The 14,457-nt window shown below is 57.4% G+C and carries 12 protein-coding genes; 3 read left to right on the top strand and 9 right to left on the bottom strand.

Going from position 1 to position 14,457, the window contains the following annotated elements; translation table 11 throughout:
- Positions 1-1,008 (top strand): flagellin, encoded by a 1,008-nt coding sequence (locus tag ACR0C6_RS16290; RefSeq protein ID WP_480447198.1) that lies wholly within the window; start codon positions 1-3, stop codon positions 1,006-1,008.
- Entirely contained in the window at positions 1,005-2,099 is a 1,095-nt protein-coding gene (locus tag ACR0C6_RS16285) for a flagellar basal body P-ring protein FlgI (protein WP_480447196.1), read from the top strand. Before ACR0C6_RS16290 ends, ACR0C6_RS16285 begins: the two co-directional genes overlap by 4 nt.
- Positions 2,100-2,153: 54 nt before the next feature.
- On the opposite strand, the gene ACR0C6_RS16280 is transcribed toward ACR0C6_RS16285, so the two are convergent.
- The 7 genes from ACR0C6_RS16280 to ACR0C6_RS16250 form a co-directional block, all read right to left on the bottom strand.
- The gene (locus tag ACR0C6_RS16280; protein WP_152459741.1) at positions 2,154-2,798 is read right to left on the bottom strand and encodes a DUF1523 family protein; all 645 of its coding nucleotides are present in this window, start codon (positions 2,796-2,798) and stop codon (positions 2,154-2,156) included.
- A gap of 10 nt (positions 2,799-2,808) precedes the next feature.
- Positions 2,809-3,075 carry a hypothetical protein gene (locus ACR0C6_RS16275; protein WP_480447194.1) on the bottom strand — a complete coding sequence of 89 codons (267 nt, stop codon included), beginning with the start codon at positions 3,073-3,075 and terminating at the stop codon, positions 2,809-2,811.
- A 1-nt stretch (position 3,076) separates the two neighbouring features.
- Positions 3,077-4,414 (bottom strand): DUF6638 family protein, encoded by a 1,338-nt coding sequence (locus ACR0C6_RS16270; RefSeq protein ID WP_480620220.1) that lies wholly within the window; start codon positions 4,412-4,414, stop codon positions 3,077-3,079.
- Positions 4,411-5,184 carry a hypothetical protein gene (locus tag ACR0C6_RS16265; RefSeq protein WP_480447191.1) on the bottom strand — a complete coding sequence of 258 codons (774 nt, stop codon included), beginning with the start codon at positions 5,182-5,184 and terminating at the stop codon, positions 4,411-4,413. Before ACR0C6_RS16265 ends, ACR0C6_RS16270 begins: the two co-directional genes overlap by 4 nt.
- Positions 5,185-5,193: 9 nt before the next feature.
- Positions 5,194-7,125, bottom strand: coding sequence for an AAA family ATPase (locus ACR0C6_RS16260; protein ID WP_480447189.1), 1,932 nt, complete (start codon positions 7,123-7,125; stop codon positions 5,194-5,196).
- Positions 7,126-7,182: 57 nt separating this feature from the next.
- Positions 7,183-8,304, bottom strand: a complete 1,122-nt coding sequence (locus ACR0C6_RS16255) for a hypothetical protein (RefSeq protein WP_480620218.1) — start codon at positions 8,302-8,304, stop codon at positions 7,183-7,185.
- 316 nt (positions 8,305-8,620) lie between these two features.
- Positions 8,621-9,703, bottom strand: a complete 1,083-nt coding sequence (locus tag ACR0C6_RS16250; protein WP_480620216.1) for a hypothetical protein — start codon at positions 9,701-9,703, stop codon at positions 8,621-8,623.
- A gap of 284 nt (positions 9,704-9,987) precedes the next feature.
- Between ACR0C6_RS16250 and ACR0C6_RS16245 the strand changes: the two genes are divergently transcribed.
- On the top strand, positions 9,988-11,463 hold the full coding sequence (locus ACR0C6_RS16245) for an NAD-dependent succinate-semialdehyde dehydrogenase (protein WP_171171834.1): 1,476 nt from the start codon (positions 9,988-9,990) through the stop codon (positions 11,461-11,463).
- A 109-nt stretch (positions 11,464-11,572) separates the two neighbouring features.
- Here ACR0C6_RS16245 and ACR0C6_RS16240 read toward each other — a convergent pair whose 3' ends face one another.
- Positions 11,573-13,798, bottom strand: coding sequence for a HEAT repeat domain-containing protein (locus ACR0C6_RS16240; RefSeq protein ID WP_480620214.1), 2,226 nt, complete (start codon positions 13,796-13,798; stop codon positions 11,573-11,575).
- A 144-nt stretch (positions 13,799-13,942) separates the two neighbouring features.
- Positions 13,943-14,410, bottom strand: a complete 468-nt coding sequence (locus ACR0C6_RS16235; RefSeq protein ID WP_152459732.1) for an Hsp20 family protein — start codon at positions 14,408-14,410, stop codon at positions 13,943-13,945.
- Positions 14,411-14,457 lie beyond the last annotated feature (47 nt).

The raw sequence follows: 14,457 nt of genomic DNA, 5'->3' as shown, positions 1-14,457 counted from the left end.
ATGAATATCACTTCTATCGGCGATTTGGCGCGAGGAATGACCTTGCGAACCCGCGCAACAGATATCAAAACCCAGATCGAAACCCTGTCTTATGAAATGTCCACCGGGCGGGTACAGGACGTCTCGGGGCGGCTTGGCGGGGATTATTCGCAAATTCTGGATCTCGACCGCAGCCTCGCCAGACTCGACGCCTTTGGCATCGCAACGTCCGAAGCGGCCCTGTTCACCGATACCATGCAACTGAGCCTGAAAACCTTCGGAGATTCGGTCGGAGACATGACCGCGTCTTTGCTGGCCTACGGAACCGCCAATCAGCCCGTCAATCATGAACAAGCGTCCCAAAAGGCGAAGAATGAACTGGACACGATGATCTCGGCACTGAACACGCGCGTAGGAGGGCGCAGCCTGTTTTCCGGTACCGCCACCGATGTGTCGCCCCTGCAATCTATGAACGATCTTTTGACGGCGCTGAAATCGCAGTTGACGGGGCTTGCCACGGTCGCTGATATCAGGCTGGCGGCAGAAAACTGGTTCAATGACCCAGCCGGTTTCGACGCCGTGATTTATCAGGGGTCAAACAGCACACTGTCTCCGATGCAGATTTCGGAAAATGAAGGCGTCACGCTGCCGATCACGGCAACGGACCCGGCGTTCAAGACCGCACTCAGGGATGTCGCCGTTGCGGCGCTGGCCACCGACAGCGCATTGGCACTTTCCCCCGATCAACGCACGGCTTTGTTCACGCAGTTAGGGGTCGATCTGGCCAACGCACAGGATGCCACTGTCAAGCTCCGGGCAAAGGTCGGGGCGGCCGAAGCCCGCATCGAAGAGGCCGCAACACGCAATTCCTCGGCCCGAACCAGCCTGGAATTCAGCCGGAACGAACTGATCGCGGCCGATCCTTTTGAAACGGCAGCGAAACTGCAAACGGTGCAATTTCAGTTGGAAAGCCTGTATTCCGTAACCGTTCGCAATGCGAACCTGTCGCTGGTGAACTTTCTGAGATGAGGGCGCTGATATTTCTCCTGATTTTCCTTCCCGGCATGGCTTGGGCTGGGACAATCCGTCTCAAGGACCTCGTGAATTTTGACGGTGTGCGGGGCAACGATCTGGTGGGTTACGGCCTGGTGGTCGGCTTGAACGGAACCGGCGATGGGTTACGCAACGCGCCCTTCACCGAAGAAATCATGTCCAATATCCTCGAACGTCTTGGCGTCAACGTCACAGGTGAGGATCTTCGGCCCAAAAACGTGGCAGCGGTATTGGTCACGGCCAGCCTGCCGCCTTTTGCACGGGTGGGTGGTCAAATCGATGTAACGGTTTCAGCCATAGGCGATTCAAGCAGCCTGTTGGGTGGAACATTGATCATGACCCCGCTTAACGCAGCCGATGGCCAAATCTATGCGGTCGCGCAGGGCACAATCCTTGCAGGTGGCGTTTCGGCTGAAGGAGAGGCAGCCTCGGTCGTGCGTGGGGTGCCGACTTCGGGCGTGATCCCATCCGGTGCAAGGGTCGAGCGTGAAATTGACTTCGACTTGTCAACTCTCACTCAGATGCGCCTTGCACTCAGAGAGCCCGATTTCACCACAGCCGCGCGCATCGAAACCGCGATAAACACCGAGTTCAACAGAGCCGTGGCGATCATGCGGGATTCCGGAACGGTTGAGATCAACGTCGCGGCGACGCAGGCGGTTTCGACAGCCCACGCTATAGGGCGTATCGAAAACATTCTGGTCGAGCCTGAATCGAAAGCGCGCGTTGTTGTCGATCAGCGCTCTGGCACCATTGTCATGGGGCAGGAGGTCCGAATTTCGCGTGTTGCGGTGTCTCAAGGCAACCTGACTCTGACGGTTCAGGAGGCACCGATTGCGGTGCAGCCCAACCCGTTCGCCAGAGGTGAAACAGTGGTCGTGCCACGTACAATCGCAGGGATCGAGGAAGAAGAGGGAACCGGCCTCGCCGAAATCCCCGAGGCCACCACGTTGTCCGAGGTCGTCGCAGGTCTGAACGCGCTTGGGGTCTCGCCTCAGGACATGATCGACATTCTGAAAACGATCAAGGCAGCAGGCGCGCTGCATGCGGAATTCATCGTCAGGTGAAGGGCACCGCCAGCGGGATGGGCGTGCTGCTGGCACGCCCACCAAAGCTTGTATCTATTTCGATTTCCAGCTGTCCAGCCAGCGCCGAAATCTGTTGTGTCGCTCTTCTATGGCGTCACCCGCCGCATATAGGCCGTCTTCCACGTTTTCGATCATCGGATCAATCCGTGCTTGCCGGAACCTGCGCCAACGCACCCATATCGCCCAGACGAACGCCGCAAAGATCGTCAGGAAGATGATATTGAACCAGGGAATGATCCGAACATCCGGCCCTTCAACGTCTTTGATGAAAATGGCGTTGGGAAAGATCGACATGAATTCGTTGCGCCACCCGTAGTGGGTTACGACCACCCATTTCGGGTTTTCCTTGGTGGATTTCGCATCATTGGCCTCGGTATACAGGTTCGCCGTGTCGAACTTGAAATACGGGGGCCATCCCCAGCCGGTATCCTCATTTCGGTACACGATGGGTTTTCCGTTGGCCCGCACCGCCTGAATGAACTGCACATCCCGGTTGGACAGGCTGGTGGATTGATCTTCCGGCTCTGACCAGAAGATCCGGGTCCAGTCGTTCAGATCCTGCCGTTCTTCATAGGTGTTGACGATGCGCACAATGTCATGCTGGGGCAGAGAATATTGCAGGATCACGGCAATCGTACCCCAGAAAATGATAATGAACGCCCATTTCACATAGGCCATGCCTAAACCCTCACATGTAATTCACGATGTAGATCAGCGCGCCAATCGCCAACCACGGCACGATATAGACACCCAGGATCAGTTTACGCCGAAACGAGTTGTCATACACATGCAATCCGCGTTCGACAAAGGCTTCTTTGTTGCCCGTCTTGCCCTTTTCGTCCCACCAGTTCTCCAGTTTGCGCCGGCGTATGCCGCGCGAGTAGAACGACAGCCCGACATAGGCAATCGTCTGGATCACCAGCAAGATCAGCAAAAGGCGCAATAATCCAATCATTTCAACCTTTCCTCACCGAACCCCACGGACCGACCCGGGCAATTATGTCATCGCTGACGCGATCGTCGCCGCTCATATCCGGCTCATGTCCGAACAGGGCGGCGCGGGCGCCTTGCTTGTCCACCTGATATTCGCGCGCAAGGAAGTCGGCCACATAGGCCTTCTTGCTCTCGGGCCAGCCCGAATATGTTCGGTAGAACAATTCTTTGTGGCAGATGAACATCTGGCGCGGGTCCAACGGGGCCAATTCGGACAACAGCATATTCACCAGATCGCGGTTCGGCGTATCGGCGGCGCGCAGCGTGTAGAAATAGGCCGGGTGGTCCGAAGTGATGCGCGGCCACGGCCCTCCATCGCTTGCCCAGCGCAGCAGTTGCGCAAGCCCGTGATAGGCCTGCGGCAGGCGATCCGCGTGGTTCCGCGCCAACCGCCGCATGTCGCTGCGATCCAGCCCGGTCAGGTTGACATCGGCATCCGCCGCTGCGTCGACGGTCAGGAAATCCATCTTCTGTTGCAGGATCGCGGCCGCATCCACGCCGCGCGCCTTGACGATGGGCTCAACCAGATCGTTGTAATCCAGAAACTTGGCAATCTGGTTCCGCTGCGACGGATCAAACGTGTATTTGATCGGCAAGTCGTCAGGCTTTTCACCCATGCAAATCGCTGCCGGGTGATCAACGTCGGGAAAAAGATAAAGCCCACCGAAATGTGCCGTCCAGAAATTTCGCTGCTCAAAATCCGTATGGCGCAAGCGGACCGGGTTGCGGGTGACGTCGCCGGTTTCCCTGGCGGTTTCGATCATCCTGGCGATCAGCACATCGTCGAACCAGGCGTCCTCTTCGGTTTTGAACCGTTCGACCATACCCGCCAGTTGCTGCGCCTTGCGCAGGGTGCCGCCAACCGTGTCGGCCTCGATCTCGATCTTGCGCAGGTTCAACAGGTCGCGCGGTGTGGTGAGTTTGAAGACCGAGTTCACCAGCTCTCCGGCCACCGCATCGGTGGCGGTCAGGGCGAACAACTGCGCCTCGTTCATCTCAATGAATTCGCGCAGGATATCACGCGAGGTCGAGAATTTGACGTTCAACAGAGGCGCGCGTTTCTGCTCGGTTGTCAGCAGGATGAACTGCCGGTTGACCCCGTTGGGGTTGAGGTAGAGCGGGTCGTCCAGCTCAATCCCCACCTCCGGCGAATAGCCCGAGATATCGATATGAAAATCCGTCAGCGCCGTGGTCTTGCCCGCCAGGTGCTGCAGCGCGCGGTTATACCGCTCGACCAGAGCCGGGCTGGAGATGTGGACGAGGTTGCCAAACATCAGGCCTTTTTCGATGAGGCGGATCATCTGCCTACCCCGTTTCTCAGAAAGACCGGTGTTTTTCGCCCTTCAATTTCACCCACAAGCTCGGGTTCTAACCATAGCAATTTTTGTCTCGCGTTTCTATCCGGCAAGCGATCCAAAACCAATTCGGTTGCGATCAACTCGTATGCTTTGTTAGCCCACCGTGTCGCACTCAGGTTCCAGTCCAACCAGTCTTTCAGTAGCTGGTTTTTTTCCTCTTTAGTCCTAAGGGATGCGCCGGCTCGGTTTAGACGCCCACTAAACATTACTTCTTCGCCAAATGGATACCATGAGTTCCCATCTTTGTTGTGCAAGTATAGCTTGCAGTTCGCTCGATCTGAAACGTGACCGATGTTCTTTTTGGCGGCCTTGAAGGAATAGTGATTGGTAGCTCCGTGCCTTATGGCGCGGGCAATTTCGTATCCACGAAGTTCTTCAAGTATTGAAAACGCATCGAAGGATTCCTTGGCGAGACGAATAACGTTATCGTCTTTTGTACCGCGGGAATTGGATATCTCGGAGATGCTTTCAAAAAACTCAAAGAGTTTTGCAGACCAGTATCTTAGCAAAACCATGATTTGAATTGAAATCGCCGAGTCCACGATTTCGTCCCCCGTCATCTTGTGAGTGGAAAACAAGTACAGCTTGCTAATCGTATTAGACTCAGAAGCGGCGTAGCTTGCCAACGCAAGAAGGGCTTTCTCGTCAAGTGAAAGCGATTTCAGGTCGTCCCAATAGATTGGGATTTCGACTATTTTCTCAATTGCTTTCATAAATGAATTCTACCCCTTCCCCTCCAGATACCGTCGCTTGGCCTCTTCCATCCGGCCCATCTCGCGGACGGCGTTCTCGATGGCGACCTCGTCGCTCTTGTCGGCATAGCGGAACTCGCTGTCGGCATAGCGGTTGATCTCCTGGATCACCATCTCGACTGTAATCGGCTGGCGCAGGTCCTCGATCATCGCCTTCTTGGTGTCGTAGTCGCGGAATAGGAACAGGTCCGGGTTCTCCATCCATTCGTCGGGCAGTTCGAAATCCATCGCGCGGACTTTGACCGCGTCGGTGATGTTCTTGATCGCGCGGCCGGTGAACCGCTCATCCGCCTGTTGGATCGCCTTGAGGTAGGTGCCCAGTTTGGCGATGGTGTCCATCTGGCCGATCTCGCCGGAGACCCGGTCATAGACCTGCAACAGAGCGTCCTCATGCGGACGGGAGTGGCTTTCGAAACTGGCGGCGACGGCCTTTTTGATTTCCTGCGCGGCATAGGCCTCGTGCTCGCCCAGCGGGATGTCATGGTTGCGGCCCATCAGCAGGTGCAGGATGTCGATGTAATCCTCGCGCGTTTGCGGCCCGTCCACCAGGAACCGCGCGCCCGCCCGCTGGCGAAGGGCGTCATCTACATTCTCGGGGTAGTTCGAGAACATGCCAAAGGTGCAGTTGCCGCGCACGACGGTGTTGGCACCCGCAAAGCTCTCCATCAGCACGGCGGTGATTTCCAGCTGACCTGCGCTGGACTGCCGGTCGCCGCGTTTGCCCGCCAGTTGGTCTATATCGTCGATGGTGCCAAAGCCGATGACCGAGGGGTCGATGATCGTGTTGATAAACGCCTTGGCGTTCTGGCCGGATTTGCCCTGATAGCTGTCGATATTGTCGGTGCTCAGGTTCTGATAGCGGAACGGATAGCCCGCGTTCTGGCAATAATCATGGATCAGCCCGGCCATCATCTGGATCAGGGTGGTCTTGCCGGTGCCCGGCTTGCCGTCGCCCATGAAGGTAAAGATGAACCCGCCCAGTTCCGCGAACGGGTTCAGGCGGCGATCGAAATCATAGGCCATCAGCATCTTGGCCAGTTTCATCGCCTGATACTTGGCGATATGGTTACCCACCACCTCATTCGGTTTCTTGAACGTCATGGTGAGCGTGGTGGATTTGGCTTTTGAGGCCGGCTCAAACCCTCGGATGGTCAGGTCGTCGGCCTCGATTTGCCAGGCGGCATTCTGGAACGGGGCCAGATGGCCTGCGGACCCTGCACGCAGGGCGGCCTTTTCCATCAGTTGTTCGGCATAAGCGCTGGTTGCCGCGATCAGATGGGCGTCGTCGGGGGCGTGTTTGGCCAGCACCTGATCCAGCTCCCACAGCGCACCATGCAGGGCAAGCTGGCCATTGTCGGTCAGAACCTCTTCGATCTCATCGAGATCAACCGTGGTTTCGCCCAGATGCGAAGACATCAGATAGGCCAGCGCGTTGCCGAACGTATGGAGCGTGATCAAAGCCTCGGCGGTCAGCAATTCCGAAAATTCAGTCTTGCGCGCGGCAGGTAGATCCCCGGCCAAATTGGCACGTTTCAGATCAGCCAACGGCGTCTGCTCCGCATAAGTCTCGGCCACGGCCAGAGCGATGGCAATCGCGCGCCGGATGGCCTGCTGCGCATTGGCCTGTGGGGGTGAGACCAGCGTATCGCCATCATCCGAGGCCTCGATCCGTTCAACCAGATGCACCCCGTCCGCCCGCACCGTACGCCGCGTGACCAGCCCCGGCGTCGTGGATCGAAACCGCCGCCCCGTCGACACACCCGGAGACCGTTCGACGGCGGCCTCAACGGGCTTGGCAATCCGCGGTGCATGCTCGAACCCGTTCAACAGGGCGGTCGCTGCGGGATAATGCTTGCGAATGTCGTCTTCGCGCAATTCCATCTGATCCGACGTCAAACTCATCTCAATAACCGCCCTTGCTTCATCTTTTCAAAAATACTCCCGCCGGAGGCGAAAAATTCAGTATCTCAGCACCTGCCCGGCCTTGCTGACGACGAACTTGCGCACATCGGCAAAGCCTGGCGGGTTGCGCTCGGCCAGCACCTGAAACGGGCGCTGCGGCAGGATGATCGACCGTTGGGTGCGGGTTGCGCCGGTCTCGGCCCCCTGGCCGCCGAACGGGTCCAAAGCGAAGACCTCGCGTTCGACGGTCGAAAACCACCCGGCGCGCTCTTCGATGACCTCTTCGCTTTCCAGCTCTTCCGTGGTCCACGCCAGCGCCCAGTCCTGCCCTTCGGGCGCCTGCGCGTCTTCCAGTACTTGCCGCAAAGGACCGGATTGCTCGGTATAGGCCGAGGAATACATCGGACCCACATGAATGCGCCGCATGTGTTTGGGGTGCAGGTCGTCGAAATCCTGATCGAACCCTTTGGCAATCGTCACCAGCTTCAACCCGCCTAAGGACTGCGCCATCAGATGCGCCTGCACCTCGGGCCAGCGGCGCTGATCCTTGGGCAGGGCCGTCTTGCCGCTGTCCTCCAACTGCATCAGGTAGATGACCGGCAGGTTGATCTGGCTGTCATAGACCGCCCAGTGGATCATGAACTTGCGCCGCTCGTCTTCATTTCCGATCCAGTGGCATTCGGGATCGTTGCGGGCCCAGAACAGCTGACCCTTAAGCAATTCCTCGTAATAGAGCCTTTGGGACAGCGCGAATTGCAGCTTAGTGGGGATTTCCTGATCGCCAATAATCGCGCGCACCATGTCGGTTTTCAGATCCTCTTCCGAGGGCATATTCGCCAGATGCACCTGCGCCTGCTGCGCGTCATTGGCCATGGTCAGCAACTCGGCCGCCACGGGAAACCCGCTGTCGCGCTTGTCCATGGCGAGGCTGCCAAAGAACCGCCCCGTATCGCGCCCGACCAGCAGGTATTTCATGCTGAGCGCGCGGAAGGTGTAGAGCAGCCCCGAGAGGTAACGCGAAATGATCCTCACCTCTTGTTTGCTGATCGCGCCCTCAGCCTCCATCGTCGCGGCCACGCGCAGCAGGTGGACGGTGATCACCTCGAATTTGCGGAAATAGCGGCGCGAGGCGAAAGTGTCGGTCAGGCCGACATGGTCTTGGGTGGGGTTAGTCTCCATTAGTCTCCACCGTCTCCGTCCCCATCCGCGTCTCCTGAGTGATACCCATCAGTGTCGTTGTGGAACGCGATTTCGGCCGAAACCGGGTCTTCCTTTTTGTAAATTAGATAAACCAAGTGCCCGATCCCTACGAACACTGCGACCCCAATAGCCGGAGCCCAAAGAGACTCCGTGATCCAGTAGAAAATTACGCCAAGACCGATAGCGAACCAGCGCAGGATCATCGCATTCTCTACCCAAGCGGGAAGCTGAATGTCACTGCGGGTGAGACCCGATGTATAACGGTTATTGGTGTGTTTAGTCACAACGGTGACCCTCAAGAACCCCCATACAAATTCTTATCATGCTTCTCGACAATCGACGCAAACCGGCGGGCAAAGCGTTCATCCGCCTTGGCTTTTTTCTCCAGCACGTCGCGGGCAAAGACCATGTGATCCTCATGCGCCTCTAGCATGTCGGCCATTTTCTGGTTGGTCGCGGTGCCGATGGCGGCCATTGCCGTCTGAGCCTCCTGGTCGGTCTGCACGCCGATCTCGTTGATGCGGTGGGCCACGTCCTGCTGCTGTGCGGTTTTCAGCGATTTGGTCAGGGCATCATATAGCACCACGCGCTGTTGCGTGTCTGTTTGCAGTTTGTTGATCAGCACCATCTGTGTCGCCGCCTGGTTTTGCAGTGAATCGACCCAGGTCTTGCCCTTTTCGATATAACGCTCCAACGTCTGGGACTTGGCCAGCTTCACCTGCTCTTCCTGAACCTTGGCGTTGTATTGCTTGTTCAGCTCTGCCAATTCAGTCTCTAACTGGGTGCGCGCGGCGGCGTCCTGTTCGACGCTGATCTTGTTTTCCAGCGTGATGATCGTCGGATCCATACCCTGAATCTCGGCGCGCAGCGCCTCGAGTTCCGCCACGGTTGCCTCGCGATCGTCCAGCGTGACGGTCAGGTTGTCCTCGACCTTGACGCGCTGTTCTTCCAGCACGGACAGTTGCCCTTGCAGCAACTTCACGATCACGTCGGATTTGGCGATCAGGTCTTGCAGCTTGTCATCGATATTGGCGGTGCGCATCCGCTCCTGCCGCATCGACTCGGATTTACCTTTCGAGAAGATGCCGACAAACGACTCCCACCCGGTTTTCGAGCGCATCTCGTCAAAATCCTTGGAAAACGCGCTGGTGACGTCGTCCAGCCCCATGATCAGTTCGGCGATATTGGCGTTCATCACCTCGGTATGGGCGTGCACATCCTCGAGCGTGGCGTTTTCGATGTCGATATCGGCCTCGGCAGTGCCGATCTTGGCGCGGGCCGCTTCAATGCGCGAGGTCAGCCCTTCGATCTGAGACTGGCTTTCGCGCACTTTGGCTTGAGTCTCTTCTATCAACGCTTCGAATTGCTGGTTCGACATCGCTTCTATCCCTTTTTTTCTTCTATTACCCAATAAGATAGGGAATGTTACACTGATTTACATCCCCTGGGTCTCAAAATTCACCCAGACTTTGGCAAACTCCTTAGCAAAAAGAAAGGCGAGACCGGCCAATGAAACGCGCAGATTTCGGGTGACTCAATTAAATTAACTTGTTAAATATTTTTTGATCAAACCTGGATTGATTCCACATCCAGAGTGGCCATAGACAATTGAGACATCACCTGATTGGGTGCGCGCAACCCAATTCACGCCGGAGGCTTATCATGCTGGACGCAACGACCGATCTGAAGTCAATCCTGAAGAACCCCGAATTGCTTGTAACCAAAGCCTATATCGGCGGTCAGTGGGTGGACGGTGACAATGGCACGTTCAAAGTCACAAACCCCGCTCGGGGCGATGTGGTCGCCGAAGTGGCAGACGTCAGCCGCGCTCAGGTCGCCGGAGCAATCGCACAGGCCGAAGCCGCGCAGAAGGAATGGGCCAAACTGACCGGCAAGGAACGTGCAGCCATCCTGCGGCGCTGGTTCGATCTGATGATGGAAAACGCCGAGGATCTGGGCAAGATCCTGACCGCTGAACAGGGCAAACCCCTGGCCGAAGCCATCGGCGAGATCGGCTATGGCGCGTCATTCATCGAGTTCTTCGGTGAAGAGGCCAAGCGCGTCTATGGCGAGACCATTCCTGGCCATCAGCGCGACAAGCGGATCATGGTGATGAAGCAGCCGATCGGCGTTGCGGCCTCGATCACGCCTTGGAATTTCCCCAACGCGATGATCACCCGCAAGGCAGGCCCGGCTTTGGCTGCCGGCTGCGCGTTTGTGGCCCGTCCGGCCACCGAAACGCCCCTGTCGGCGCTGGTGCTGGCGCTGCTGGCCGAACAGGCCGGCGTACCTGCGGGCGTGTTCAACGTGGTGCCCTCGTCGCAGGCCAGTGAGATCGGCAAGGAGTTCTGCGAAAACCCCGGTGTGCGCAAGCTGACCTTTACCGGATCGACCGAAGTGGGCCGCATCCTGCTGCGCCAGGCAGCCGATCAGGTCATGAAATGTTCGATGGAGCTGGGCGGCAACGCACCGTTCATCGTGTTCGACGACGCCGATCTGGATGCCGCCGTCGAAGGCGCGATGCTGTGCAAGTTCCGCAACAACGGCCAGACCTGTGTCTGCGCGAACCGTATCTATGTGCAGGCCGGCGTCTATGACGCATTCGCGGCCAAACTGAAAACGGCAGTAGAGGCACTCAAGATCGGCGACGGCTTGACCGAAGGCACCACCACCGGCCCGCTGATCAACGCCGACGCGGTCGCCAAGGTCGAGGAACATATCAAGGACGTGACCGACAAGGGCGGCGCGGTTCTGACTGGTGGTCTGCCTCATGATCTGGGCGGCACGTTTTTCCAGCCAACCATCGTGACCGGCGTGACGCAGGACATGCTGGTGGCGCAGGACGAAACCTTTGGCCCGCTGGCCCCGCTGTTCAAGTTCGAGGACGAAGACGACGTGATCGCCATGGCCAATGACACGATTTTTGGTCTGGCCTCGTATTTCTATGCCAAGGACCTGAGCCGCGTATACAAGGTGGCCGAAGCCTTGGAATACGGTATCGTCGGCGTGAACACCGGCATCATCTCGACCGAGCTGGGCCCGTTCGGCGGCGTCAAGCAATCCGGTCTGGGCCGCGAAGGCAGCCATCACGGCATGGAAGACTATCTGGAAATGAAATACGTCTGCATGTCAGTCTGATCCAATACGGTCTCTGTCCCATTGCGGTGGGCAGAGACCCCGTATCCGGAAACGCAATCGCGTCGTCTTTTGACTGTTCATGGCGGCGTCCCAGTCGACGCTGACACGGCTATTCTGCGGACTTGTCGCGGATTTGTTCGATTGCACGGGTCGCGAACTTTCCCTGCAACGAACCGTCCACCATGGCTTCCAGCGCGGGCAATGCAGAGGACGCCGCGCCACCTATTTTCCCCAATGCAATGGCTGCCTCTTTTCGGACAAACACCGACGGGCTTTCAAGAAGCGCGATCAATTCCGGCACCGCTGGCTCTGCCTCGGGACCAAACAGGGCCAGCGATTGGGCTGCCGTCCGCTGATCTTTGGCATCCCCCCGTGACAGATCCGCCGTTAGACTTGCTATGGTTTTTTCCGGAGGCAACGCCGCCAGACGCAGCCCGTCGTTCAACCGGGCGTTCAAATGCTGGTTCTCACCGACCCAGCGAATGATGAAAAAGTAATTCTGAACAGCGTCCTGTATGACACCGGCATGCTTGCCCTTTTGCCATCGGTCGATGATCGCCCTGCCCGCACGGCGATCTCCGTTCAGGGCCAGAACCGAGGCTGCAAATGGCATCAGCTCGGTTGCCTGCGGATTTCTGTTCAACTCTTTCTCGATCACATCTGCCGCACCCGTCAGGTCATTCAATGCGTAAAGAGCCGCCGCTTCAAACAGCGCGTAGTGGCTGGGATAATTGGGATCCAGCCGGGTCGCGGCCTGTACAAAGGCCAATCCTTCCTCGGGCTCACCGGCTGCAATCAGCGCCCATCCCATCGTCAGATGCGCCTCGGGGTCGCTGGGTTGCAGCGCGATGGCTTTCGCTGCTTCTCGTCTGGCTTCTTCCGTCCCCCGACCTACCCGTAGGTTACTGTCCCAATCCGGAAGGTTGAGACTGACAATAGCCCGGATAACGTGCACCAGGGCGGTATCCTGCTCCATCACATCCCGGTAATATCTGTAAAACAGGCCGATATGCATTTGCGCGCCTGACTCTGCAAACCCATTCCAATGATGAAAGATGTGCGGTCGCAAATGCGCCAGGGCAAGCGTCGCCCAGGCACGCCCATAATCCGGGTCCAGTTCCACGGCCTTTTCAAAATGCGGAATTGCCGCAAGGTTGTCCTGTTCGTTGAACTGCGAATACAACTCCCACCCGCGTTGGAAGGCTTCGCGTGCTGCAATGGTCTGGGTTTCCACGCTTTCGATGGCTTGCCGGCTTTGAGGGTCGAGCGGAAGATCCAGCTCCTGAGCAATTGCGAGAACAATGATTTTCTGCACTTCAAAGATGTCATCAATCGCGCCATCAAACCTGTCCGCCCAGATCAATCGCCCGCTCAATGTGTCGGTCAGGCGAATGTTGATCCGGAAATCTTCATCCGCACGTCGCACGCTGCCGTCAACGACGTAGCGAACCCCAAGTTCTTCGGCGAAACGTGCGATATCTATGTTTCTGTCGCGGTATGCGAAGGATGAATTCCCGGCGATGACGAACAATCCGGATATTCGGGACAGGTCCGTGATCAAATCCTCAGAGATACCGTTGATCAGCATCTCCTTGGATGCGTCATCGGTGTAATTCGCAATCGGCAACACTGCGATGGAAGGCAGATTCGGCAAAGGGTAAACCATCTGCGCCTCTGAGGCGCGCAATTGGCCAGTCTTCCACGGTTTCGTCAGAAAAAGCCCAACAGCCGCCAACATCACGAACAGAGCCGCCAGCGGCAGCCAGCGAGATTTCCTCAGTGTGCGGCTTTTTCGCGGGGAAGGCAAAGTTTCCGCTTCTACGCGAAAGGCCTGAACCGGGTCTGCGATGTTCTTTACGTTCTGTGGCCCGATCGGGGCAAAACCATAGGGCACTTTGTTGCGCGCATAATCGACGATGGATTGTGAAACAATGATACCACCGGGATCTGACAGTGCCTCGAGCCGCGCGGCAACGTTCACCCCGTCGCCAAGGATGTCATCCCCGTTCGAAACCACATCGCCGACATTCAGGCCGATCCGAAACGTGATGACGCTATCTTGATCGGTACCCGCGTTTCTCTTTGCAAGGTCGGCCTGAATTTCCACGGCAGCGTGAACCGCATCGACGGCGCTGCGAAATTCGATCACAAAGCTGTCTCCCGCAGTGTTCGCGATGCGCCCTGAATGCCGGGCGATCGCCGGCTCTATGACTTCGCTGCGGATCAGGCGAAGCCTTGCGATGGTACCTTCTTCGTCCAGACCAACCAATCTTGAGTAGCCGGCGATGTCGGCTGCCAGGATAGCTGCTAGTCGACGTTTTGGTCGGCTTTCCATAATACCGAAGACTATCAGGCGGATAATTTGCTGGGAACCAGTTTTCGCACACGCCCAAAACACAACGCCCCGCGTCTGGAGGAACGCGGGGCGTGTGTTGCGGCAGTCCGGGAGGAGTGAACTGCCGCGGGATATTCAGAAGCCTCAGTTCACGGCTTTGGCGTCCACCACATCCTTCTCGATGGCTTTGGCCGAGGTGATCTCGATCCGGCGCGGTTTCAGGGCCTCTGGAACCTCGCGCTTCAGTTCGATGTTCAGCATGCCGTTTTCATGGCTCGCACCGGTGACGCGGACATGATCCGCCAGGGCAAACCGACGCTCGAACGCGCGGGTGGCGATGCCACGGTGCAAATAGGTGCGCTCTTTGTCTTCGGCGGCTTTTTTACCTGCCACGACAAGCGAATTCTCTTTCACTTCCACGGTCAGGTCGTTTTCCGAAAAACCGGCAACGGCCACCGAAATCCGGTAGGTGTCGACATCGGTTTTTTCGATGTTGTAGGGTGGATAGCTGGGCTGGGCCCCATCGTTGGTCAGAACGCGATCCATCATGTCGGCGATCTGGTCAAAGCCAATGGTGGCGCGGTGCAGCGGTGCAAAATCAAACGTACGCATGTGTCATATCCTCATTCTTGAGCGATTTGCGATAAGTGCCCTCCGAC

This window comes from Ruegeria sp. AL12, assembly GCF_056540885.1.
The sequence above is the reverse complement of the archived record's forward strand: the minus strand, read 5'-3'. Positions and strand labels throughout refer to the sequence as shown.

Excerpts from the sequence above, each read along its gene's own strand:
- ACR0C6_RS16290 (WP_480447198.1), top strand. The coding sequence starts at position 1 with ATGAATATCACTTCTATCGGCGATTTGGCGCGAGGAATGACCTTGCGA.
- ACR0C6_RS16285 (WP_480447196.1), top strand. The coding sequence starts at position 1,005 with ATGAGGGCGCTGATATTTCTCCTGATTTTCCTTCCCGGCATGGCTTGG.
- ACR0C6_RS16280 (WP_152459741.1), bottom strand. The coding sequence starts at position 2,798 with ATGGCCTATGTGAAATGGGCGTTCATTATCATTTTCTGGGGTACGATT.
- ACR0C6_RS16275 (WP_480447194.1), bottom strand. The coding sequence starts at position 3,075 with ATGATTGGATTATTGCGCCTTTTGCTGATCTTGCTGGTGATCCAGACG.
- ACR0C6_RS16270 (WP_480620220.1), bottom strand. The coding sequence starts at position 4,414 with ATGATCCGCCTCATCGAAAAAGGCCTGATGTTTGGCAACCTCGTCCAC.
- ACR0C6_RS16265 (WP_480447191.1), bottom strand. The coding sequence starts at position 5,184 with ATGAAAGCAATTGAGAAAATAGTCGAAATCCCAATCTATTGGGACGAC.
- ACR0C6_RS16260 (WP_480447189.1), bottom strand. The coding sequence starts at position 7,125 with ATGAGTTTGACGTCGGATCAGATGGAATTGCGCGAAGACGACATTCGC.
- ACR0C6_RS16255 (WP_480620218.1), bottom strand. The coding sequence starts at position 8,304 with ATGGAGACTAACCCCACCCAAGACCATGTCGGCCTGACCGACACTTTC.
- ACR0C6_RS16250 (WP_480620216.1), bottom strand. The coding sequence starts at position 9,703 with ATGTCGAACCAGCAATTCGAAGCGTTGATAGAAGAGACTCAAGCCAAA.
- ACR0C6_RS16245 (WP_171171834.1), top strand. The coding sequence starts at position 9,988 with ATGCTGGACGCAACGACCGATCTGAAGTCAATCCTGAAGAACCCCGAA.
- ACR0C6_RS16240 (WP_480620214.1), bottom strand. The coding sequence starts at position 13,798 with ATGGAAAGCCGACCAAAACGTCGACTAGCAGCTATCCTGGCAGCCGAC.
- ACR0C6_RS16235 (WP_152459732.1), bottom strand. The coding sequence starts at position 14,410 with ATGCGTACGTTTGATTTTGCACCGCTGCACCGCGCCACCATTGGCTTT.